At 71.4% G+C, this 23,427-nt stretch carries 11 protein-coding genes and 2 pseudogenes; 5 read left to right on the top strand and 8 right to left on the bottom strand.

Annotated features, from left to right (window positions below):
• Both IE249_RS36390 and IE249_RS05840 read left to right on the top strand, forming a co-directional pair.
• Positions 1-399 (top strand): annotated as a pseudogene (locus tag IE249_RS36390) (polyketide synthase); the annotation flags it as partial.
• 22 nt (positions 400-421) lie between these two features.
• Positions 422-1,678 (top strand): acyltransferase domain-containing protein, encoded by a 1,257-nt coding sequence (locus IE249_RS05840; RefSeq protein WP_189703645.1) that lies wholly within the window; start codon positions 422-424, stop codon positions 1,676-1,678.
• Positions 1,679-1,701: 23 nt separating this feature from the next.
• On the opposite strand, the gene IE249_RS05835 is transcribed toward IE249_RS05840, so the two are convergent.
• From IE249_RS05835 to IE249_RS05820, 4 genes are all read right to left on the bottom strand, one after another.
• Positions 1,702-2,316 carry a response regulator transcription factor gene (locus tag IE249_RS05835; RefSeq protein WP_189703713.1) on the bottom strand — a complete coding sequence of 205 codons (615 nt, stop codon included), beginning with the start codon at positions 2,314-2,316 and terminating at the stop codon, positions 1,702-1,704.
• Positions 2,317-2,370: 54 nt separating this feature from the next.
• Entirely contained in the window at positions 2,371-3,570 is a 1,200-nt protein-coding gene (locus IE249_RS05830; protein ID WP_229857592.1) for a sensor histidine kinase, read from the bottom strand.
• A gap of 238 nt (positions 3,571-3,808) precedes the next feature.
• On the bottom strand, positions 3,809-6,235 hold the full coding sequence (locus IE249_RS05825; protein WP_229857590.1) for a TOMM precursor leader peptide-binding protein: 2,427 nt from the start codon (positions 6,233-6,235) through the stop codon (positions 3,809-3,811).
• Positions 6,232-6,552, bottom strand: coding sequence for a hypothetical protein (locus IE249_RS05820; RefSeq protein ID WP_189703643.1), 321 nt, complete (start codon positions 6,550-6,552; stop codon positions 6,232-6,234). The genes IE249_RS05825 and IE249_RS05820 overlap by 4 nt, the downstream gene beginning before the upstream one ends.
• Before the next feature lie 335 nt (positions 6,553-6,887).
• Here IE249_RS05820 and IE249_RS05815 point away from each other — a divergent pair, with 335 nt between their 5' ends.
• The gene (locus IE249_RS05815; RefSeq protein WP_189703642.1) at positions 6,888-7,682 is read left to right on the top strand and encodes an AfsR/SARP family transcriptional regulator; all 795 of its coding nucleotides are present in this window, start codon (positions 6,888-6,890) and stop codon (positions 7,680-7,682) included.
• 116 nt (positions 7,683-7,798) lie between these two features.
• The gene (locus tag IE249_RS05810) at positions 7,799-9,388 is read left to right on the top strand and encodes an acyl-CoA carboxylase subunit beta (RefSeq protein ID WP_189703641.1); all 1,590 of its coding nucleotides are present in this window, start codon (positions 7,799-7,801) and stop codon (positions 9,386-9,388) included.
• 59 nt (positions 9,389-9,447) lie between these two features.
• On the opposite strand, the gene IE249_RS05805 is transcribed toward IE249_RS05810, so the two are convergent.
• The 4 genes from IE249_RS05805 to ychF all read right to left on the bottom strand — a co-directional run bounded on the left by IE249_RS05805 (position 9,448) and on the right by ychF (position 23,023).
• Positions 9,448-10,179: a DUF6193 family natural product biosynthesis protein gene (locus IE249_RS05805; protein ID WP_189703640.1), complete on the bottom strand. Its 732-nt coding sequence runs from the start codon at positions 10,177-10,179 to the stop codon at positions 9,448-9,450.
• A 2-nt stretch (positions 10,180-10,181) separates the two neighbouring features.
• A complete protein-coding gene (locus tag IE249_RS39690; protein WP_189703639.1) occupies positions 10,182-17,051 on the bottom strand; it encodes a polymorphic toxin-type HINT domain-containing protein in 6,870 nt (2,289 codons plus the stop codon).
• Between the two features lie 154 nt (positions 17,052-17,205).
• On the bottom strand, positions 17,206-21,525 hold the full coding sequence (locus IE249_RS05795; RefSeq protein ID WP_189703638.1) for a LamG-like jellyroll fold domain-containing protein: 4,320 nt from the start codon (positions 21,523-21,525) through the stop codon (positions 17,206-17,208).
• A gap of 409 nt (positions 21,526-21,934) precedes the next feature.
• A complete protein-coding gene (gene ychF, locus IE249_RS05790) occupies positions 21,935-23,023 on the bottom strand; it encodes a redox-regulated ATPase YchF (RefSeq protein WP_189703637.1) in 1,089 nt (362 codons plus the stop codon).
• Positions 23,024-23,245: 222 nt separating this feature from the next.
• On the opposite strand from ychF, the pseudogene IE249_RS36375 reads away from it, so the two are divergent.
• Positions 23,246-23,427: pseudogene (locus tag IE249_RS36375) on the top strand (DUF6542 domain-containing protein); the annotation flags it as partial.

Below are 23,427 nucleotides of genomic sequence, written 5' to 3'. Positions count from 1 at the left end.
GTGGCCGGCCGCAACGTCTATCCGCAGGACCTGGAGCACGCGGTGCAGCGGATCGGCTCCATGTTCGGACCCGGCACGGCCTTCGCGGTGCCCGGGGAGCGCGAACGGATCGTCCTCGTCCAGGAGTTGCGCACCCACCGCCGTTACGGCCTGGATCTGCCCGGGCTCGCCGCGGACGTGGAGCGGTGCCTGGCCGAGGAGTTCGAGGTGGCCGTGGACGGGGTGCTGCTCGTACGCCCGGGGACGATCCGGCGTACCACCAGCGGGAAGGTGGAGCGGGCGGCGACGCGCCGGCTGTTCCTGAACGGTGAGATCAGGCCCCTGCACCAGCGGCTCGGCAAGGAGTTGGTGCCGGCGGCGACCGGACGGCGGTCCGGCGCGGCGGCACGCGCCAGGTGAACGCGTCGGAGAGGAGCAGAAGGTGAGCGGATCGGGGCGAGGTCTGCCGGACGAGCAGGGCTATGTCGAGTGGCTCACGGAACGGGTCGCCGAGCACGTCCGCCGGGAGGTGCGCGAGGACATGCCGCTGATCGAGTGCGGTCTGGACTCGGTCGCGCTGCTGGGCCTGTACGGCGACGCGGAGGAGGCGTTCGGCCCGCTGCCGGACCATCCGGTCGAGGTCTGGTCCTACCTCACCATCCGCGGCCTCGCCCGCAGACTGGCCGACCGGGACCGGGTGACGTGGCCCGACGGCCGGGTCCGCACCGCCTTCGTCTTCACCGGGCAGGGCTGCCAGCACCCGTGGATGACCGCGGGGCTGCACGGGCACTGCACGGCGTACCGGCACCACCTCACCACCGCCGACGAGGCAATCTCACGCCATCTGGGCCGCTCCGTGGTCGAGTTGGTGCTGGAGGGCAGCCCGCTGGTGCACCGCACGGCGCTGACCCAGCCCGCGCTGTTCGCCGTCGGGTACGCGCTGGCGATGACGCTGCTCGAGGAGGGCGTCGAGCCGGTGGCGCTGCTCGGGCACGGCATCGGGGAGTTCGCGGCGGCCACCGTCGGCGGGGCGCTGCCGCTGGGCGCGGCCGCGGAGCTGGTCGTGGCACGGGGCGCGCTGATGGAGCAACTGCCGTCCGGCGGCGGAATGATGGCGACCTGCGCCAATCCGTACGAGGCCGCCGAGGCGGCGACGGCGGAGCCGGGGGTGTCGATCGGCGCGATCAACGCGGCGCGGGCCACGGTGCTCTCGGGCGACCTGGCGGGCCTGGAGCGGGCCTCCAGGCGGCTGGCGGACATCGGCATCGCCAGCACCATGCTGAAGGTGACGCACGCCTTCCACTCGCCCCTGATGGAGCCCGTGGCGCCGCGCCTGGAGGAACTGGTCCGCCGCATGCCCACGGGCGCGTCCGAGGTCCCGTTCTACTCCACGGTCTACGGCCGCCGCTACGACGGCCCGCTGGACCCGGCCTACTGGAGCCGGCACATCACCTCGCCGGTCCGGTTCGCCGACGCGGCGCGGGCCCTGCTCGGCGAGCAGCGTCCGAGCCATGTGGTGGAGATCGGCCCCAAGGCCGTCCTCAGCGCCTTCCTGCGCCGCATGGGCGGCACCCGAGGTCCCCGCTGCCTGCCCATGTGCCGGGGCCCCCGCACCAACGCGGTGGACCTCGCGGGCACCCTCTCCGCCCTCAACGCGGGCCCCCTGTCGGAGGACGAGGACACCTCCCCCCGCCCCTGACGCCCGCCGGAGGCCATGACCTCCTACGGCACCCAGCCCGCCTCCTCCGCGATGCGGATGGCGTCCACGCGGTTGCGGGCGTGGAGTTTGTCCACGATGGCGGTGAGGTAGTTGCGGATGGTCCCCGGGGTCAGGAAGAGCTGGTCGGCGATCTCCGCCGCGTCCGCGCCGCCCGCCGCCAGCCGCAGCACCTGCGTCTCGCGCGGCGAGAGCGGGTTGTCCGGCGCCTCCCAGGCGCTGAGGGCGAGTTCGGGGTCGACCACGCGGCCGCCCCCGGCCACCGTCCGCACCGCCTGCGCCAGCCGGTCCGGTGGCGAGTCCTTCAGCAGGAAGCCGGACACCTGCGCGGCCATCGCCCGGCGAAGGGTGCCGGGGCGGCCCAGGCTGGTGAGGATCAGGCTTCGGCACTCGGGCAGCCTGACCCGCAGCTCCGCCGCGGCGGTGAGCCCGTCGGTGCCGGGCAGGTCGATGTCGATGACGGCGACGTCGGGCCGTACCTCCAGCGCGGTCTTCACGATGAGGTCGCCCCGGTCCACCGACGCGACCACCTGCACATCCGGCTCCAGCTCCAGCAGCGCCACCAGCGCTCCCCGGATCATGTGGACGTCCTCGGCGAGCAGCACCCGCACCGACAGCATTCGCATCCCCCTGTTCCCCCGAAGAGTTTCCCGCCAGGACCCGCAAGGCCGCCGTCAGGCCACCGTCGCGTCCGGCTCCCCGGCGCCCGTCGCGCCCGCGGCCGGCCTTGCGGCGCCCGGCTCCCGGGCGGCCGGGCAGTCGACGGTCACGGGCTTGACGGGCGCCTCGGCCACGAGCCGGAACCGTCCGCCCCGGGCCGTGGACACGGTCAGCCGGCCGCCGATGTCGGTGAGCCGGGTGCGCAGGTTGCCCAGCCCACTGCCGCTGGCGCCGCCCGCGGGCACCGCCTCCCGCTGCGGCACCACGCCGTCGTTCACCAGTGTCAGACGCACCGTCTCCCCTTCCACCGAGGCCGAGATCGCGCACGACTGCACCTTGCTGTGCCTGAGGATATTGGTCACACCCTCCCTGAGGGCAGTGGCGAGCACGGTGTCCACCAGCGGGTGCAGCCGGCCGCAGTCCACGTCGAGTTCGACCTTGACGTCGGCGGCGGCCATGACCTCGGCGACCGAGTCCGCCTCCGTCTTCAGCGACATCTCCCGGTAGCCGCTGGCCACCAGCCGTACGTCGGCCAGGGCCTGGCGGGACACGCCCAGCACCCCCGCCACCTCCTCGCGCGCCCGGTCGGGGTTGGCCGGGATGAGGCGGTGGATCAGCTCGCTCTTGAGGGTGATGGTGGAGAGGCTGTAGCCCAGCAGGTCGTGCAGGTCCCGGGCGAACCGCAGCCGCTCCTGGGTCACGGCCATGCGGGCCATCTCCGCCCGGGTGGCGTGCACTTCGTGCACCAGGTCGGTGAGCCGGGTCAGCCCGTAGACGACGAGTCCGGTCAGCGCGGTGGAGATGGTCAGGTAGCCCACCTCCAGGGCGGGCGCGTGGTTGGAGGCCGTCCAGCCGAGGACGGAGAGGATCACCGCTCCGTAGCACGGCCAGGCCAGCCGGGCGGGTAACAGCAGAAGAATCGATCCGCCGAGGGGTCCGGCCATGCTGCCCCAGGCGACGCCGAACCACGCCATGGGCACGTACGTGAGCAGCGCCTGCCCTGACACCGCCAGCGCCCGGCGGCGGACGGACCACCGCCGGGCGCCCGGGGAGGCGACCAGGAACTGCACGGCGTAGAGCACCAGCACCGCGGCCAGGCAGACGGCGAGCAGGAGCCCGGAGGACACGACGCTCTGCACGTTCAGCAGCGTGATGACGCCGAAGCCCGATATGACGGTGATGCTGATGCCCTGCGCGAGCCGCGGCGCCGGCACCTCCGATCGGCCCCCCAGCCGTCTCGCCCCGCCCACAGGGCTGCGCATCACACATTCCCCCTTGTCCGGTTGTCCGGATCCTCACCCCAGAACGCGGGGCAACCCTCCAAGTGGCAGAAAAGAGGGTGCTGTTCGGTCGGCCCCGCCCTGAATCCTCGTGTGGGACTCGGGAAGATCTGTGACTGAACTATAGGCGGTACCGGCACGACACAGGAGGTGTGTGATAGATACAGGCGTTCTACACGGGGAGGGGAACGGGGTTCAGTTCCTCGAACGCCGCCGGACGCGAGCGGTGACCGGTTCGCACCGGCACGTCGTAGAGCCTGCCGGGGGCGAACCTGGCGTAGAACGGCCGGAGTCCGGGCACCACGACCTTCACCACCGGAATGCCGACGTCCGGCCGAGTCTGGTCGAGCACCAGCAGTTCCATCCCGTGCCGGGCCACCAGCGCGGTGATGTGCTCGACGTCGGCGAGCAGGTCCTCCCGCCGCCGGTGGGCGGGCCAGTCACCCGGACGGCGCGCCGACTCCCCCCGGTCCGGCAGTAGTTGAGGCTGGGACAGCAGTGTGCCGCCGGGCATGGGCTGCGGGGAGGGCAGCAGCTGCGCCGCCTCGGTCACCGCCCGGCGCAGGGCGAGCCGCGGATCGAGGTGCGCCCCGAACCCGCACACGAAGTCGGGCTGCCCGTCACCCTCGGGCATGGACACCGCGGCCACGGCCGGTACGCCGAGGTCGGTGGTGAGGTCGAGCGCCGCGAGCGTACGGCCGGCCCGGCCGAAGGCGTCCCGCAGTCCGGCGAGCCAGGGCGCGTCGAACGCGTCGAGGTCGAGGGCGGGAACCCTGAGCCGGTTGTACCACCACACCGCCACCGCGTCCCGCTCCACCAGTTCCAGGAACCCCTGCACCACCGCGTCCTCCAGGCTGCTGCCGGCCGCGTTGCCGTTGGAGTCCGCCCACAGGCCGTCGGGGGCGCCGCCGGGCGAGGTCTCGAAGTACAGCGTGGAGGTGGGCAGCAGCCGCCGGGTGTGCCCGGTGAGCGACCACAGCGGCGTCCAGTCGGTGGGCGCCGAGGTGTCGAAGGGCCGGGCCACCTGGTGGAAGGGGCCGTGGGTGGCGTTCCAGCGGTCCCGCATCGCGTACTGCCGCTCGTGGAAGAGCTGGCAGTCGTTCGGGTGCACGGCCCGGGCGCCGAGCCCCGCCCAGCTGTCGCGGACGGTCGGCTCGTCGCCCTGCCGGGCGGCGCAGTACCGTTCCACCGCCTCGCACAGCGCGCTGGCCCTGGCCTCCACCGCGGTGGCGCCCTTGCCTCCGCTGCGCGCCCGCAGCACCCGGCGCACCCCTTCCGAGGAGTGCGCCCGCAGCGCGAGGTTGTGGCCGGAGTCGTACGCGTACAGGCCCTCCGGCAGCCCGGCCACCGGCCGGATGCCGGTCACGATGCCGGTGAGCGGCCCGACGAGGTGCGCGTGCCGCTCGAGCATCGCCTCCGCGGACAGCGCCCGGTCGTTGCTGCCGCCGCCGGCCGCCTTGGGCCGGGACACCAGGACCACCGGCCGCCGGGTCCGCGCGGCCACCAGCCCGGGGTCCCCGCAGTCAGGACACTGCGGACGCCGGGTGACCGGGTGGTGGGTGGTGCGCAGGGTCAGACTGTCCAGCACGCACACCGCCCGCTGCTCCGGCACCCGCAGCCCCGCCAGCCACTTCGACGCCTCCAGGGCCGCGCTGTGCAGGCCGAGGGTGCGCACGGCGGACAGCGACGGTGCGGGGCGGGGCACCGGGCCGTCCGGCCCGAGCACCCGCTCCACCTCCAGCTCAGCCCGCCGGTGCGCACGGAGCCGATGCGCGAGACAGGCCCAGCAGGGCCCGGGATCGACGGCGAATCCGTGGAGCATGTCGCCGGCCGCGTGGCCGGGTGAGCCGTGGGTCCCGTGGCCGGCCGCGGCGCGAGCCGGGCCGTGGGCCGGACCGGCGGCCGAGCCGCCGCCCCCCTGAGCCGGACCGCCGTCCCCGTGGGCCGGACCGGCGGTCGGGCATCCCTCCCCCTGACCGGCCGGGGTGAAGATCGGGCCCGTCCACGGCTCGGCGCCGTACGGTCTGGCCAGGAGCCAGGGCCGCCCCCGGCCGCGCAGACGCGCGGCCAGGGAACGGAGCCGTGGGTGCAGATAGTCCTCGCACAGCACCAGCGCGAACGGCGCGTCCACGTCGGCGCCGACCGTGCCGAGCCCGGCGGCGCGGCACACCGCGTGCGCCTCGTCGGCGTCCACGTCCCCCACGGTGATCAGGCTCACCGGGGTGGAGCGGACCCGTTCCTGTGCGGCGGCGCCCTCGAGTCCGGCGCGGTCCCAGTAGGCCTCCGCGGACCGGCCCTCGGCGCCGGCGTCCTCCGCGCGCCGGCCGTCGGACCGGTATCCGACGAGGTTGGCCTCGGCCAGGCGGCGCACCAGGCGCCCCGCCTCGGCCACGGGCATCGCCGCCGCGGCCTCCCGCAGCAGTTGGGGAAGCGTGCGGCTGCCGTCGAGCAGGGAGACCAGGGTCTCCACCCCGGCTCCCCGGACCGCCGTCACGTCCTTGTCCGACCAGACGAACACGGCCTCGCCGGGAACCGATTCGGCCCGCACATGGCGTTTGAAGGCCACGAAGGGGCCGACGGGGCGATCCGCCCCGGTCACTCACTCACCCCGGGGACCGGCAGCTCCGGGGCCCAGCACACGCACCAGCCGGCGGGCGAGTCGGTGCCCACGGCGCCGAGGCTCTCGACGACCCGGTCCCCGCCGGCCGCGGCCGCCGTCGCGGTGCCGGTTCCGGTGCCGGTTCCGGTGCCGGCCGCGGCCACCAGTACGGCCGGGGCGCCGGCCCCGCCGGCCGGCAGTCCGAACTCCCGCAGGACCGCCGCCGGGTCCGACTCGAAGCGCCGGGCCAGCTCCGGCTCCAGACCGGTGCGCGCCGCGAGCTCGGCGAATCGCATGATTTCCTCTGCCACGTTCATGGAGGCTCCTCGGTGTGAACCGTCCGGGACCATCGAATCCCGGACGAACGGGTTCGGGCGAACGTCGATCACATGGACGGAAACGAACGGAAAGCGTTCCGGTTCGAAGGCAGTTGCACCGGTTCGAACCCCGTCGGTGTGTGCTTCGAGAGTCTGGATCGGGCCACGCCCGGCCGGACAGTGCCACGCTCACGGGAGACCCATGACATTTTCATGATTGAGCGCATGCGTGACTCACTGGGCCGGCCGGGCCCCCTGGTGCCAGTCTCGGTAGCCGGACTCCGTAGGTGCCGCCACGGGAGCACCGGGCGGCCGCGCCCAAGGGGGAGATGCGTATGGAGATCAAGGTCCTGGGGGCGCTCGCCGCGCACGAGCGCGGGGCCCCGGTGGTACCCACCGCCGCCAAGCCCCGCCAGCTGCTCGCCCTGCTCGCCCTGCACGCCGACCGCGTCGTCGCCGTACCGACGCTGATGGAGGAGATCTGGGGCGAGAACGTGCCCCGCAGCGCCTCCACCACCCTGCAGACGTACATCCTCCAGCTGCGCCGCAAGATAGCCGCCGCGCTGGCCGGCGATCCGCTGGTGGACGCCAAGGACGTGCTGGTGACCCGGCTCGGCGGCTACATGCTGCGGGTCCAGCCCGGACAGGTCGACGCCCACGAGTTCGAGCGGCTCTCGGACAGCGGGCGCACCGCCTTCGAGCTCGGCGACCACCGCACGGCCTCGGACCTGCTGCGCCGGGCGCTCGCCCTGTGGCAGGGCCCGGCCCTGGTGGACGTGCCGGCCGGCGCCGTCCTCGAGCTGGAGGTGCTGCGCCTGAACGAGGAGCGCACCGCCGCACTGGAGCGGCGCATCGAGGCGGACCTGCGGCTGGGCCGCCACGCCGAAGTGGTGCCCGAACTGCGGGTGCTGGCCGCCCGCCACCCGCTGCACGAGGGTTTCTGCGCCCAGTTGATGCGGGCCCTGCACCGCACCGGCGGCAGCTGGCGGGCGCTGGAGGCCTACCAGCGGCTGCGCGGCTCCCTGGTGCGCGAGCTGGGCCTGGAGCCCTCGGCCACGCTCCAGGAACTCCACCAGGCGGTCCTCGCCGGCGACCCGGACCACACCCTGCACCCGGCCGCCGCGGACTAGGGACCCGGTCCCCTCCCGGCGCGGGGGCGCGCGGTCCAGCGGCGCGCGAGCGGTGGACGAGCGGTTCTCCGCGCGGTGTGCCGGGGCCTTTGAGGGGCCCTCCCTACGGTGCCGCAATGACGACCTTCGACGAACTGCTCGCCCTCGCCCCCGCGCCCGATCTGCGCCGCTCCACCGACGAGCTGAAACGGCTCAAGGAGGAGCTGAGCCGGGGCCCCGACCCCGAGGCCACCCGCCGCCAGCACGCCAAGGGCAAGCTGACCGCACCCGAACGGCTCCGCCTCCTCTTCGACGAGGGCACGTTCACCGAACTCGAGCCGCTGCGCCGGCACCGGGCGACCGGATTCGGCCTGGAGGACCGCAAGCCGCACGGCGACGGAGTGGTGATCGGCTGGGGCCTGGTGCACGGCCGCACCGTCTTCGCCCACGCCCACGACTTCCGCGTCTTCGGCGGCGCCCTGGGCGAGGCCCATGCGCAGAAGATCCACAAGGTGATGGACCTCGCCGAGGCGGCGGGCGCGCCCGTGGTCGGGCTCAGCGACGGCGCCGGCGCCCGGATCCAGGAGGGCGTGACCGCGCTGGCCGGCTACGGCGGCATCTTCATGCGCAACACCCGTTCCTCCGGGGTGATACCGCAGATCAGCGTGATCCTCGGCCCGTGCGCGGGCGGCGCCGCCTACTCGCCCGCCCTCACCGACTTCGTGTTCATGGTGCGGGGCACCGCGCAGATGTTCATCACCGGCCCGGACGTGGTGCAGGCCGTGACCGGTGAGCGGATCACCCATGACGGCCTCGGCGGCGCCGACGTCCACGCCTCGCTGTCGGGCGTGTCCGCCTTCGCCTACGACGACGAGGAGGACTGCCTGGCCGACGTGCGCCACCTGCTGTCCCTCCTTCCCCAGAACAACCGCGAACTGCCGCCCGCCGCACCGGCCTCCGACCCCGCCGACCGGCGCACCGACGCGCTGACCTCGCTGGTGCCGGCCGACCCGCAGCAGGCGTACGACATGCGGGCGGTGATCGAGGAGATCGTCGACGACGGCGACTTCCTCGAGGTGCACGCGGGCTGGGCGCAGAACGTGGTGTGCGCGCTGGCCCGGCTCGACGGCCACGTGGTGGGCCTGGTCGCCAACCAGCCCGCCGCACTGGCGGGCGTGCTCGACATCCACGGCTCCGAGAAGGCCGCCCGGTTCGTGCAGACCTGCGACGCCTTCAACATCCCGCTGGTCACCCTCGTCGACGTGCCGGGCTTCCTGCCGGGCGTGGACCAGGAGCACAACGGCATCATCCGGCACGGCGCCAAACTGCTCTACGCCTACTGCAACGCGACCGTGCCGCGCATCTCCCTGGTGGTTCGCAAGGCCTACGGCGGCGCGTACATCGTGATGGACTCCCGCTCGATCGGCGCCGACCTGTCGTTCGCCTGGCCCACCAACGAGATCGCGGTGATGGGCGCGGAGGGCGCGGCCAACGTGGTCTTCCGCCGGGAGATCGCCGCCTCCCCCGACCCGGAGGCCACCCGCGCCCGCCTCATCAAGGAGTACAAGGCCGAACTGATGCATCCGTACTACGCCGCCGAGCGCGGCCTCGTGGACGACGTCATCGACCCGGCCGAGACCCGTATGGTCCTCATCCGCTCGCTGGCCATGCTCCGCGCCAAGAACGCCGCCCTGCCGGAACGCAAACACGGGAACCCGCCGATGTGACCGTGCCCAGAGTGCGAAGCGCCCGTGGCATGCCACGGGCGCTTCGGACGTGCCGGTGCTCAGAGTCCGCGCACGAGCGCTTCCGCCACCTCGGCCGCCTGTCCCAGGTCACCGGCCGCCCGCCTGGTCTCGTCCTTGGACGACCACACGAGATAGGACCCGTCGGGCCGCGGATCGACGAAGATCCCGCCCGCGTCCCGCTCGAACGGATCCACCGCCAGGCGCAGGACCCAGTGGGAGACGAAGGGGAACATGGCCCCCAGCCGCCGGTGGGCGCGGACCTGCCGGAAGAACTCCCGGTAGTCGGCCAGGTCCTCGTCCTGCAGCAGGATGTCCCACTGGGTCTGCACGGGTGTGCCGTCCTCGTACCCCTGGCTCAGCCTGCCGTACTCCATGAAGGGGAACCGGTCGCCGATCTCCCTCAGCAGTGCTCCCCGGCGCCACGCGTCCATCAGGAGCACCACCTGCAGGAGGTCGTCCGTCTCGCCGGAGGCCCAGACGAACGTCCCCCTGGAGCTGTCCAGGCTGACGTCGAAACCCCGCCTGCCGAGCCCGAGCCGGACCGCGATCCTCCCGCGGTCCGAGTCCACCCCGGCGGTCCGGTACGCGGCGGCACCGTGACCGGAGAGGGGCTCCACCTCCCCGAGGTCGACACCCCGCTCCCGCGCCAGGTGCACGACAGCGGCCACCAGTCCGCCCCGGAGGGCGAGATCGGGATAGTGCTCGGCGTCCACCAGGCCGGCCGGGAGGCCCGGGTCCCCGCTGTTCCCACCGGCTGCATGCATCGGCATCCTCAGTCCAGGTCCTCGAGGGCGCGCGCCCTGTCGAAAGAGGGGTCGTTCCAGTTGGGCTCGGGGACGTCCACGGGGCCGTTCTTATTGTAGAACTGGACCGAGTTCCAAGATCGGCGCCCGGCGATGACGGCCCTCGCGATCCAGCCCATCTCCTGCTCGGTCGCCTCGGCCCCCGGCTGCAGGCCTCGTCCGGCCATCCCTTCGAACCCTCCGGAGAACCCCTCGGTGTAGACGTGCAGCGTGGTCCCCGGGTTGTCGACCGCCGCCCTCACATAGCCGATCCAGGTGTCCCTGTACTTCCCGTGCATGTAGTGGGTGAACTTGTTGGTGTTGGCCCACTTCTCCGTGCCGTGGGCCCGGTATCCGAGGGCCACGTCCGTGGGGCAGCTGATGTTGTGCACCAGGACCGGCGTCTCGCCCGCCAGCACGTAGTACGTGTGGAGCTGCTCGACGGTCAGGTTGTACATGTCGGCCGCGCCGCGGCGGACTCGCACGTGGTCCACGACGGCGAGCCGGCCGTCGGCGGTGCTGAGCCGGTGGCCGCCGCGCAGCTTGCCGGCCACTGTCCACGTGTGAGCGGTGCCGTCCCAGAAGGGGTGGTTCGCGGTGGTGTGAACCGTCCGGGTCCCGCCGCCCTTCACCCGGATCGTGAGGTCCACGAGGTCGTGGTCATGGTGCACCAGGCGAGCCGCGACCTTGCGCGGCCCCTTTCGCTTGCCGGTCGCGGGATCGGCCGCCTCGACCCGGTCCCCGGGCTTGATGTCGGCGATCGCCTTCTTCTTGCCCCCCTTCATGAGCACCTTGGTCTCGGGGGTGAAGCTGCAGATGTCCTTGGCGAACCTGCTCAGGGTGCGCAGGAACCTCGCAGAGCCGACTTCCACGCCGGCGACGTCGAAGGTGGAGGCCGCGTAACCGTAGACGTCGCACTCGGCCTTGTTGCCGAGGGTGCAGCGGATGCCCGGGACGACGAGGGTCATGTCGCCGAGCGCGGACAGGAGCTGGTAGGTGAGGCCCAGGTCCGCGTCGGCCTCGGCCTGCGTCTGGCACAGCTGGTCGCCGATGCCGTACTGCAGCGCCATGCCCGAGCAGACGTTCTTGGTGAAGAAGTAGTCGTAGACCTTCTTGGCCTGCTTCTTCTGGTCCTTGCTGAGCCCGGGGCTGGGGCTCGCGCTCTCACCGCGGTCGATAGGACGGTCGTGGCAGTACGGGTCGTCGGCGCTGGGGCACCATGCGCCGTCGCCCCGCGGGTTGCCGTGGACGTCGCAGTTGTCGGACCGGCCGTTGCGGCAGTAGTAGAGCCCGGAGGGGTCGCTGTAGGTGACCGGGCTGCTGTTCGCGTAGGCGTAGGCGTTGAGCTGCTGCGGGTTCTGGGGATCGATGACGGGGTCGACCGACAGGAAGCGGCCGGTGGCCGGGTCGTAGTCCCGCGCGCCCAGGTGCACGAAGCCCGTGCTGTCGTCCTGGGTGCCCCCGACGAAGCCCTTGTCGCCCGGCCACTTCGCCGGCGTTGCTCCCCGGGCCGTGCCGAACGGCGTCGACCGGCGCTGCTGCTCGGTCAGGTCGGCGCTGTCGACGGCGAGCTGCGCCGTGCCGTTCTGGTCGCCGATCAGGAACGACAGCTTGTTGTCGTTGTCGCGGACGGCCTGGTTGCCGCCGCCGAGGTCGTAGTACCGGGTCGCCCTGGCGGTGGTGGCGCCCTTCGCCAGCGTGATCTCGGTGTTGCCGAGGAACAGCGTGGTGCCCGCGTCGGTGCGCGTGATCAGGCGGCCGCCGTCGGCGTCGTAGACGTAGCTCGTCGTCCTGGTGCCGCCGCTGCCGTCGGGCTTGGACACCTGGGCGAGGCGGCCCTCGGCGTCCCAGGTGAGGGTCTGCTTGTCGCCGCCGACGGTACGGGTCCAGGTGTTGCCCGCGTCGTCGTAGGTGAAGTTGTCCTGTGAGACGCCGCTCGGGCCCGTGGTGTCGATCTGCTGCACTGCGTGGGGGCGCTTGGCCCCCGGGTCGGGGTAGCCGTAGACGCGCTTGACGTCCTTCGCGGTGTCACCGGTGACGTCGTGCAGGGTCTCGGTGCGGCGGTTGCCACTGAGGTCGTAGGTGTACGACTGCCAGTAGGGGGCGGGGCCGCCGAGCACCGAGGAGGACGGAGTTGCCGCGCAGCCGGTGGAGTTCTGTGCCCATGCCTCCGTGAGACGGCCGAGGTAGTCGTAGACGTAGCACTGGTTGTCGGTGCCGTCACGGGAGACGTCGGAGACCGAGGTGATGTTGCCGGCCTCGTCGTACCCGTAGGTGGCCGACTTGTCGGTGCCGGTGACGTCCTGGCGCTCGACGCTGGAGTTGTGCAGACGCTGGGTCCCCCACTCGTACGAGTAGTCGACCTGCGTCGCCTTGCCGCCGGCCGCCCGGTAGGTGTACTGCAGGGCCTTGCCGGTGTAGCTGTAGACGGTGTCGGTGACGTACGTGGCCCCGCCACTGGCACCGAGGGTCTTCACCCGCAGCGCGTCGTCGTAGGTGGGTGCGATCGTCTCCGCGGTGAGACCGCCCGCGGCCGGGTAGCTGCTGGACTGCACCGTGCCGTCGGTGTTGTACTGCACGTTCGTCTGGTAGGAGCCGGCCAGGGCGCCTTCCTTGGCCGGGATGGTGACGGTCGTCCGGTGCGGCCGGTACAGCGTGTCGTAGAGGCTGTAAGTCGTGGTGTACGCCGAGCCGCTCGCCCCGCCGACGTAGCGGGTGGCCGAGGCCAGGTGGCCCTTGAAGCCACTGGGGTCCCAGACGTGCTTGGTCAGCAGGGGACCCGAGGCGTCCCCGTCGTGGGTCTCCGTCTCGCGCCCGAGTCCGTCGTAGACGTGGGTGACCTTCTTCTTGTTGGCGTCCACCGTGTGATCGAGCTGGTTGCGGTCGGTGTAGTACGAGTCGGTCTCGCCCTTGTCCGGGTCGGTCGCCACCGTCTGATTGCCGCGCTGGTCGTACTGGTACGTCCAGAAGTTCCCGGCCGCGTCAGTGATCTTCGTCAGCTTGCCGGCGGGGTTGTACTCGTAACGCGTCTTGTCGGCGGTGCCGGACGGGGTGTCCGAGTGGTACTGCCACAACTCGGTGGTCAGGCCTCGGGCGTCGGTGACCGTGGTGGTCGGCGTGGCGCCCTTGGGCGGGGTGACGGTCGTACGGTCGCCGCCGTAGGTGGTGCTGGTCGTCGACAGCACGGTGGCGCCGTCGCCGTTGCCGGCCACCTGCCGGGACTGGACGACACGGCCGAGGCCGTCGAAGGTGTTCCACGTCTGGGACTCCACCGCGAGGGCGTTGTCCACGGCCAGCAGGTCGGCGGAGGGCGCCGCGGTGTTGTAGTACGGGGCGAACGTCTTGGCGGTGAGGCCGCGTTCGTCGTAGAACGTGTCGGTGATCAGCCGGCCGCCGTCCGGACCGGGCGTCTGGGTCTGTCGCTGGCGCAGGAACCCGTCGTAGAGGGTGTACGAAGTCCTGCGGCCGGTGCCGTAGAGGGTGGTGGTGCCTATCGCCGCCGGCTTGCCGTCCGTGATCGTGTACGAGAACTCGTAGTTCGGGGTGTCGCCGCCCGACTTCGAGCGGTTCGGCAGCCACACCTTCAGCGAGCGGCCGAGCGCGTCATAGGTCGTGTCGGTGCGCTTGCCGTTGGCGTCCACCACGCTGACCGCCTCGCCCCGGAGGGCGTCGTAGGTCGTCGTCGTGCTCTGGGCGGTGCTCGTGTCGCCCGGTGTGGCGGGCGGCGTGGTGACCGTCATGGTGGTGGGGAAGCCGGTCGTCGGGCTGTAGACCGTGGTGGTGGTCCGTCCGTCGGTCCGGTCGGTGCGCACCGGCGCCGAGGTCCCGGCCGCGGTGACCTTCCCCGTGATGTCGGTCGAGGACGTCTTGCGTCCGTAGGCGTCGTAGTCGGTGCCGGCCTCCAGATAGGTGGCGGTGGTCCCGTCGTGCGAGACCAGTGAGGCCACGTGTGTGGCGTCGCCCTTCGTGGGTGCCACGCCGTAGGTCTGTTTGTCATAGGCCGTCCGGACGTCGGACAGGACGTCCTTGGTGCGGTCCGGGGTGTCGGCGCACTTGACCGCGACCGTCTCCACCCGCGACGGCAGGTCGAGGATCCAGTCGGCGGTGTTGTCGACGTACGTGGTACGGGTGCACTGGTTGTCCTTCGACGTCGTCTCGTCGCCGAAGTCGTCGGTCTGCGTGATGCGCCCGGCCGTGTTCTCGAACGCGTTGGTCTTGTACGTGGTGCGCCAGTCGCTGCCGGCGCCGTCGTCGAGCGAGGTCCAGGTGCGGGTGGAGGCGGTCCCGGTCAGGTTGGCGGTGACGGTGCCCCAGGAACGGGTCCGGGACGCCGTCTGATGGTGCCAGGGCACGGAGACGGTCTTCTCCAGGACCTTGCCGCCGGGCCCGCTGTACTGCTCGGTCTTGTACTCGAAGCCGGCCGCGGAGTCGTGGTCGGTGATGGTGCCGCCGTTGTCGTCGGAGACCGTTACCGATCTGGTCCCGCCGGAGGGGGAGGCCTTGTCGCCGTCCATGCCCCGCAGGAAGTAGTGGTCCGTCTGCGACTTCATGCCGACCGGGTCCTGGCCACCGGCCTGGACCCGGACGTGGGCGTACCCGCGCCAGGTCGACCAGGTCTTGTACTTCTCCTTGGTCAGCCCGTCATCGTCGTCGTAGTGCCAGGCCGCGCCGTCGAGATAGCTGTAGCGGGTGACCATCTCCGGCGAGGACTTGGTGCGGTCGATCTGGGTGACCGAGTCCACGACGTACTTGTTGAACCACTGCAGGGTCGGGTCCGCGTCGCCCTCCTTGACGGAGTACACCGGGAAACAACGCGTGGTGTTCGTCTCGGGCTTGGGAAGGTCCGTGGCGTCGCACGCGGCCGTGGAGTACTGCACCGCCAGCTCGCCGCCCGACTCGTCGGAGATCCCGGAGAGCCGCTCCTTGATGAACGGCGCGGTGTCGTCGCCGGTGGTCTTGAGGCGGTTGGTGCGCTGGTCGTAGTCGAAGGTGACCTTGGGCAGGGTGACGTCGGGGGTGGCGGTCTTCCCGGTGTGCTGGAGCGAGTCGAGCAGGAGCTGGTAGTCGATGTCCGAGGTGCCCCAGCGGTGGCCGAGCGTCCAGGTGTCGACCGGGGCGTAGGTGCCGTCGGCCTTGAGGACCTTGGTGGTGACCCCCGTCAGCCGCTTGCGGGTCCAGAAGCTGGGCGAGAACGACTTGGTGCAGTCCTCGCCGGACTTGCAGTTCAGGTCCCAGGGGGTGTCGTACCAGTAGAACGACTTGTCGTCGATGGTGGACGCGTCGCACGTGACGCCGCTGACCGGCAGGCAGCGTTCGGCGGAGGTGAAGTCCACCTTGGCCAGGGCGGCGGTGCCGTAGATGGAGGACGACTTCAGACCGTAGTCGATGTGGTCCAGGTAGCCACCGCGGTCGTAGACCGTCTCGTCCGCCGTCTTCAGGTTCCTGGCGTAGTAGTTGGTTTCCTTGTCGTAGTAGTAGGCGACGGCGTTGCCGTGGGTGTCGACGGCGTAGTCGAGGTTCCACCGCCATGCCTGCTGGCACCAGGAGTCGGCGAAGGCGCTCGCATGGCAGGGCTCACCGGAGTCGTCACCGAAGACCGGCACCGTCCACGTGGAGTTGGTCGTCCGGTTCCCCGTCGACCAGCCGGGCAGCTTGTTGTAGCCGAAGTAGTAGCGGGTGCCGTCGGTGGTGGTGACACGCCAGTACTCCTGGTCGTTGTCGCCGTTGTCCCGCGAGGTCCCGCGCAGCCGGTCGACCTTCGTGCCGTCGTCGCCCTTGATGCGGAAGGAGTCGGCGCCGGTGGCGATCAGCTCCCCGGAGTGCCCGTTGAAGGAGAGCGTGGCGTTGTCGTACGCCCAGCACACGTCGCCGGGCTTGGTGCCGTCGGCGTTCTTGACGCCGTCGTCCACGCACGGCTTGTAGCTGCGCTCGATGGAGCCCGGCCACAGGCTGAAGCCGTCACCGGCCCAGGACGCCTGGTTGTTGGTGTTCGCGGTACGCCCGTCGACGGCCCCCGAGGAGTACGACAGGGTGACCGTCGGCGCCAGCTTGCCCGGCACTCCCGGCACCGGCATGTCGTACGTCCAGGAGAAGTCCCCCGTGTTGAGGTTGGTCTGCCAGGCGGACGACGGGGACAGCTGCGTGGCCTTGTAGTCACCCTCGTCGCTGGAGGCGCCCGCCGTGGCGGCGAGCAGCATGGGGGCGGTGCCGCCCGTGGGCAGCTTCAGGGCGGAGGCGGTGAGGGTCTGCGCCGCGACGTCGTTGTGCGCGTCGACCGGCACGCCCCTCGAGCACTTCCCGTCGGCCGGGTCGGTCGCCGCGCAGGCCGGCAGTCGGACCAGCTTCAGGCGTGCCGCGTACGCCCCGCCGTAGACCTGTGCGAACTTCGAGTAGTCCACACGGACCCCGACGGTGTCGCCCTTGGCGCCCGCCTTGCGCTGGAGGGAGAACAGCAGGCCGTCGATGCCCGCGTGCCGGGCCGACTTCCGGTCGAGTACGCGGACGGTGGCGGCGCCGGAGAGCGGGAGGTGGGCCGTCCCCGCACGGCCGGCCGGCGCCGGGTGGCCGGCCGCCTTCGGGGTGATCAGCGAGACGGGCAGGCCACCGGCCCGCACGGTGGCGCTCTTCGTCCCGGGACGCAGCGACACCGTGGCCGAGCCGGCTGCCGACCAGGCGTGCGCGGGCGGGGTCCTGGGGACCCGTGGTCTACCGTCGTTCAGGCGCCCAGCGGGGGTGAGACCGTGCCCTGACAGCGGTTTCTCCGCGGACGGCACATGCGGGCGTCCGGCGGCCTCGGCCGCGGGTACGGCCGCGGTCTGCAGGATCGACCCCACCAGGACGGCGGGGACGAGTACGGCCACCCGGCGTCTCGCACCCGTCCACATCATCCGTGCTCGTTTCACGTTTGTTCCGTCTCCGTCTCTCACGAGTCGCCGTGCGTGAGGCAGCCACCACCGACGGTCACTGCCGATGTGCGTGCCGTCGGCACCGAGGTGCCGACGGCGAGTGCCGCGCTCAGGGCCCGGCGGTGGTGTCCAGGTCGGCACCGCCCGAGAGGGCGGCGATCTGCCGCTCGTCGGCCGCTCCCTGGAGCACCCAGACGTCGTCGATGGCGCCGCTCCAGTACTCGCCCCAGGTGCTGGCGCCGGTCTTGAGCCGGCCGAGCTGGAGCCCCTTGGTGGCGGCGAAGGGCAGCACCGAGGTGTTCCAGGACACCTTGTCGGTGCAGGCCGGATCGTTGGGTGTGCCGTCCGCGTCGTCGTCCGGGCAGGGCGTGACCTGCGGCTGGCCGTCGACGTAGAGGGTCATGCGGCCGGCGAAGGCGTCGTACACGACGGCGATGTGGTTCCAGGACGTGTTGTTCTGGAAGTTGCTGTGCTCGGCCGTCGCCGTGGTCGCCGTGGTGCTGTCCGAGCCCGCCATCACCAGTTGCCAGCGCCCGGCGTTCGCCGGGTCGGCGGAGTCCGGCACGTAGCGCACGGCGAAGCCGTTGGTGTTCGCGCCCGCCATGCTCATCACCGTGACCGGCTTGGTCGGCCGGCTGGGCGCGGTCACCCAGGCGGACACCGTGAAGCTCTTGCTGGTGTCGACGGGCGAGACACTGGTGGCGGCGTAGCCGCTGCTGGTGCCGTTCAGGGTGAGGTCACCGGCGCCGACCATGTTGCTGAAGCTGGTGGTGTCGATGCCCGCCCCGGCGCCCAGGGTCAGCGGGTGCGCGGTGTGGTCCTCACGGACCAGGTCGTCCGGGGAGCTGGTGCCCGAGACGGCGTCCAGCTTCCACCGGCCCTCCACCGTGGCCTGGCTGTCGAACATGTCCGCGATCTCCGGGGCGGACAGCGCCCGGTCGTAGAGCTGGACGTCCGAGATCTGGCCGGGGAAGTAACTGCCCGGCGCGCCGCTGTACTTGCCCGCGCCGATCTGCACGGGCCCGCTCGCGTAGAACGGGGTGGCGAACTTGGTGGTGGCCACCCACTTGCCCTGCACGTACAGGCGCAGGTCGTCGCTGACCGAGTCGTAGGACCCCACCACGTACGTCCACTCGCCGCCCGGCGCCAGGTCCGGGTCGCCCTGCGCCGCCCGTACCGGGGTGCCGTCGGCGTCGTCGGAGCTGTAGTTGTTGAACGTCCAGCCGTAACTGGCCGAGTAGTAGAGCTCGAAGCCCGGTTTCACCGTGCCGGTCTGGGTCGCGATGACCGCCGCGTGGGCGGGCTTGGTCCTGGAGAGCTTCGCCCAGGCCGCCACCGAGAAGCTGCTCTGGTTGTTCACGTGCGGGCCGCTGGTGGCGGCGTAGTCGTCCACGCCGTCGAGGCTCAGCGCGGCACCCGCCCGGCCGGGCTTGCCCGGGACCGCGCCGCCGTGGAACACCGCGGGGCTGACGTCCGCGCGGCCCGTCACCTGGGTCGTGGCCACGCCGTCCGCTCCGGTGGCCGGCTCGTCCAGCGGGAACACCGCGCGTGCGGGGCGGCCGTTCCCGATGGGCTGGTTCTTGGACAGGGCGGTGACCTCGGACGCGGCCAGCGGCTTGTCGAAGAGGCGCACCTCGTCGATCGTGCCGGGGAAGAAGCTGCCCGGTCCGCCGTTGTAGGAGCCCGCGCCGATCTGCAGGCCCCGGCGCGCGTCCCAGGCCGTGCTGTAGGACGTGGTTCCGGCCAGCGCCCCGTTGACGTACAGCTTCATCTCGTCGGAGGAGGAGCTGTAGGTGCCGGTGAGGTGCACCCACTCGCCCGCCTTGACGCCTCCCGCCGCCGCCTGCATCACCCGCACGGGCGTGGCTCCGTCGGCGTCGGCGGAGTACTGGTTGAACACCCACCGGTCGTAGGCCTTGGAGTAGTACAGCTCGAAGCCCGGTGCGTGGTTGCCCGGCTGCGCGGCGATGACCGCGGCGGAGTCCGGCATCTTGTCGAGCTTCGCCCACGCCGACACCGAGAATCCGCCGGCGGTGTTCACGGTGGGGATGTCGGAGACCAGGTAGTCGTCCACACCGTCCAGCGACACGGCGGTGCCCTTCACCCCGGGAACCCCGAGGGCCGGGTTGCCCTGCAGATCGAGTGTGCGGTCCCCGGCGGTGCCCTCCGCCTGCGTCGCTCCCGCCGCTTCGTCCAGCTTCCACTCCGCGCGTGCCGGCTGGCCCTGCTTCACGCGGAAGGCGTACCTCACCGGTTCACTGGCGTTGCCCGCCGAGTCGAAGGACTTGGCGTAGAGGATGTTGGTGCCGGACCTGGTCGGCCGGAAGCTGATGGTCCTGGCCGCTCCGCCCGAGGTGGTCACCGTGTTGTCCGAGGACGGCTCCTCGTTGATCCCGTACCAGTACTTCGTCACGCTCGTGTCGGAGGAGGACAGGGTGAAGCTGCCGTAGCGGCCCACTCCGTCGTAGACCGGATCGTTCGGGTCGCTGTCGTCCTTGGCCGGGTAGTCGCCGGAGGCGATCGAGGGGCCGGGCGGCACGCTGGTGTCCCAGACGAAGTAGCAGCCCGTCGCCGACCCGGCGCCCGACCAGGGTGAGGAGCTGTAGTACTTGCCCTCGTCGTAGTCCCAGGCGCGCGCGTACCAGGCGATCGTCTTGTTCTTCGGGATCTTCTTGCCGTTGGAGAGCGTCTCGGTCAGGCTGACGCTGAAGTCCTTGCCGGACGCCCGGTGCGTCAGCCGGTCCGAGGTCCACTGGGCCTGGAAGCCGCTGCCGGCGTCCCACCACAGCTGGAACTGGACGCTGACCTCGTCGGCGTCCGGGTCCTTGACGTCGTTCGCCTCGATCTTCGGCAACGAACGGATCGCCACCTTCGCGTCCGGCTTGTGGCAGGTCCCGCCGGGCTCCATCGACAGCTGGCTCATCGTGATCTGCTTCGGCGGCTGGTTGTACTTGACCCGCAGGTAGGCGTCGTCCGAGAACCGCTTCCAGCCGTACTTGTCGCTCTCGTCGGCCGCCCGCAGCCCGAAGGAGGTGTAGGCGGAGTCGTGGGAGGACGCGTACTTCACGCCGGCCGTGGCGTCGAACTCGACGTCCCCGGCCGGGCAACTGGAACTGCCGCCCTTGGCCACGTCCCTCGAGTCGAGCCGGTCCAGCCAGTTGTCGGAGGAACTGTTCCACGTGGTGTCGGAGTTGAACGACTTGGTGCGCCACAGCTGCACGGAGCGCCCGTCGCACGATCCGGACCACGTCTCGTGGGCCACGAACGTCGCACTGATGATCGACTTGCCCGCGAACCGCGAGGTCGGGAACTGGTAGAACAGCCGCTTCACGTCGTACGGGGCGCAGTAGGACCAGCCGCAGTACCCGACGCCGGCGTCCGAGTCGCCGTTGAACCGCCACTGCGGTGAGGACGCCCAGTAGCGCGACACCATCGTCCACTCCCCCGCCTTCGGGGTGTAGGTCTGCGGATCGATGTAGACGGGGTACGTCGTACCGGAGTCCTTCAGCAGGTGCTGATCCGGGGTCAGTCGCAGTTCGCCGCCCCCGGAGGCCACGTCGACGCCGATCGGGGCCACCTTGGCCGCGTCCCCGGGACCGTCCGCGCCGCCGGGGCGCACCGGGGCGGCGGCGGACGCGGGGCCCGCGGCCTTCGCGGACGCGCGGCCCTTGCCGGCCGACGAGTCCCACATCACGGGCTTGGCCGCCTGGAACACCACGCCGCCTGCGGCCTTGTCCGTCGCCTGGAGGCCGCCCCCGGCCGTGGCGCGCAGGTCCAGCCCGGGAGAGTCGACACGCAGCTTGAGCCGGGCGAGGGCGGGGTTCCGGGCCGCCTGCGGTGTGTTCACCACCAGGACTTCGGAGTAACCGTCGGTGGTCGCCCGCAACTTGAGGTCCACGTCCGGCAGCACGTTCGCGTAAGTGGCCGTGTCCCCGTCGAGCCTCGGCGCCGGCAAGCGGTGCGGCCACGAGAGCGACAGCCTCCTGCCCGCACGCTCAAGACTGACCAGCGGAGCCTTGCCGCCGCCGGAGAAGGCCACGTTCACCGCGGCCGCCGCCGGACCCACCGCACCGTCGGCCCGCTTGAGCAGCGTGTTGTCGATCGCCTTCCAGCGCCCGGCGATCCGGGTCCGTACGGGCCTGAGGTGCTGCACCTCCTCCAGGCGGCCGTCCGGGGTCGCGTACGTCTCGCTCGACTCGGTGCGCAAGGAGGTGACTTCGACCTTGGCACCACCGGTCGCGGCCGCGTCCTCGGCCGCGGACAGCGTGACCGCCGTCTTCGGCACCTTGGCGCCCGTGTCGACGGCCGCGGCACGAGCCGCCGCCCGGGCCGGGCTTCCGGCTCCTGCCGTCGGTACGACACTCAGGACCACTGCGGCCGACACCACGGCGACCAGTGATCTGCCGGCCTCACGCGGCCCGCGGAACACGCCCACGTCTCCATCCCCCCATCCCCCGCCCACGGAAGTCCCACCCGCAGGTCACAAGATCTTCAAAGCTGGAGGACTTTACGCAGCGCTTACTTGCTCATGTCAAGGCCGGGCCGAGGCGTCCGCCCCGCCCTCGCGGGACAGCGGCGCGCCACCGGCCCCCCGGCCGTGCCGCCTGGTTCAGGCGGCTAGAGGGACCTTTGCCCGCTATGAGCCGCGCCCCGTTGCCCGATTCGAGCCGTATACGAGCCGTCGAAATCCGGCCACCCGCGTGCCTTTTCCGCCACGTCCGGACCAGGGGTCCTTTACCTGAAACTTAGACTGCCTTGAACCCCTGCTTACATGACGAACCCCGGCCCACCGCTTTCGCGCACGAGGCCGGGGAGCGCGCATTCGGGGGCGCGGACCGCTAGACGTTGAAGCGGAACTCCACCACGTCGCCGTCCTGCATCACGTAGTCCTTGCCCTCCATGCGGGCCTTGCCCTTGGCGCGGGCCTCGGCGACCGAGCCGGTCGCCATGAGGTCGTCGAAGGAGATGACCTCGGCCTTGATGAAGCCCTTCTGGAAGTCGGTGTGGATCACACCGGCGGCCTCGGGGGCCGTCGCGCCCTTCTTGATGGTCCAGGCGCGGGACTCCTTGGGGCCGGCCGTGAGGTAGGTCTGCAGACCGAGGGTGTTGAATCCGACGCGGGCGAGGGTCGCCAGGCCCGGCTCCTCCTGGCCCACGGACTGCAGGAGCTCGAGGGCCTCGTCCTCGTCCAGCTCGGCGAGGTCCGCCTCCAGCTTGGCGTTGAGGAAGATCGCCTCGGCGGGGGCGACCAGGGCGCGCTGCTCGTTCTTGAAGTCCTCGTCGACCAGTTCGTCCTCGTCGACGTTGAAGACGTAGAGGAACGGCTTCGTCGTCAGCAGGTGCAGGTCGTGGAGGAGCTCGTTGCGCTCGGTGCCCTGGACGATGCCGTGCGCGAAGAGCGTGTCGCCCTTCTCCAGGATCTCCTTGGCCTCCTCGACGGCCTTGACCTTCGGGGCCACGTCCTTCTTGATCCGCGACTCCTTCTGCAGGCGCGGGAGGACCTTCTCGATGGTCTGGAGGTCGGCGAGGATCAGCTCGGTGTTGATCGTCTCGATGTCGTCCTTGGGCGAGACCTTGCCGTCGACGTGCACGACGTTCTCGTCCTTGAAGGCGCGGATGACCTGGCAGATGGCGTCCGACTCGCGGATGTTGGCCAGGAACTTGTTGCCCAGACCCTCGCCCTCGCTGGCGCCGCGCACGATGCCGGCGATGTCGACGAAGTCGACGGTGGCCGGGAGGATCCGCTCCGACTTGAAGACCGAGGCGAGCTGGGCGAGCCGCCCGTCCGGGACGCCGACGACACCGACGTTGGGCTCGATCGTGGCGAACGGGTAGTTGGCCGCGAGCACGTCGTTCTTGGTCAGGGCGTTGAACAGGGTCGACTTGCCGACGTTCGGCAGGCCGACGATTCCGATCGTGAGCGACACGTTGCGACTTCCCGTACATGAGGAGACTGGGGGGCCGGGCGGCCGATCCACCAGTCTACGGCGTGTCGCGCCCCGCCCCCGCGACGGTTCGAACGCTTGGCCAGGTCTGACCGCACGGCGTGTCAAACGGCCTATTCAACACATAAACAGACCTAGGTTGGTCCAGTGGAGGAACACAGGACGCGACATCAGCAGCACGGACCGCGACGCGGTGGGCGGCCGGTGCCCTCCCAGGGCGCCCGGGGCAGGCCGCGAGCCCCCCAGGCGGGCCCCCCGGCGGGCCCCTTTGCCGCACGTCCGGCGGGACCGCGGCTGACCGGGCTCGGCAGCGGGGTGCTGTGCGCGGCGGTGATGTTCGCCGTCGGCTGCCTCGACCTGCTGCTGTTCGGCGGCTCGCCGGCCGT

Source organism: Streptomyces anandii JCM 4720, from assembly GCF_014650655.1.
In the GTDB taxonomy this organism is placed as follows: Bacteria; Actinomycetota; Actinomycetes; order Streptomycetales; family Streptomycetaceae; genus Streptomyces; species Streptomyces anandii.
This window is presented reverse-complemented; position numbering and strand designations above follow the sequence as displayed.

Bases quoted from the DNA above. Each gene is read 5' to 3' on its own strand.
- IE249_RS05815 (WP_189703642.1), top strand. From the start codon at position 6,888: ATGGAGATCAAGGTCCTGGGGGCGCTCGCCGCGCACGAGCGCGGGGCC.
- IE249_RS05835 (WP_189703713.1), bottom strand. From the start codon at position 2,316: ATGCTGTCGGTGCGGGTGCTGCTCGCCGAGGACGTCCACATGATCCGG.
- IE249_RS05820 (WP_189703643.1), bottom strand. From the start codon at position 6,552: ATGAACGTGGCAGAGGAAATCATGCGATTCGCCGAGCTCGCGGCGCGC.
- IE249_RS05810 (WP_189703641.1), top strand. From the start codon at position 7,799: ATGACGACCTTCGACGAACTGCTCGCCCTCGCCCCCGCGCCCGATCTG.
- IE249_RS05805 (WP_189703640.1), bottom strand. From the start codon at position 10,179: ATGCCGATGCATGCAGCCGGTGGGAACAGCGGGGACCCGGGCCTCCCG.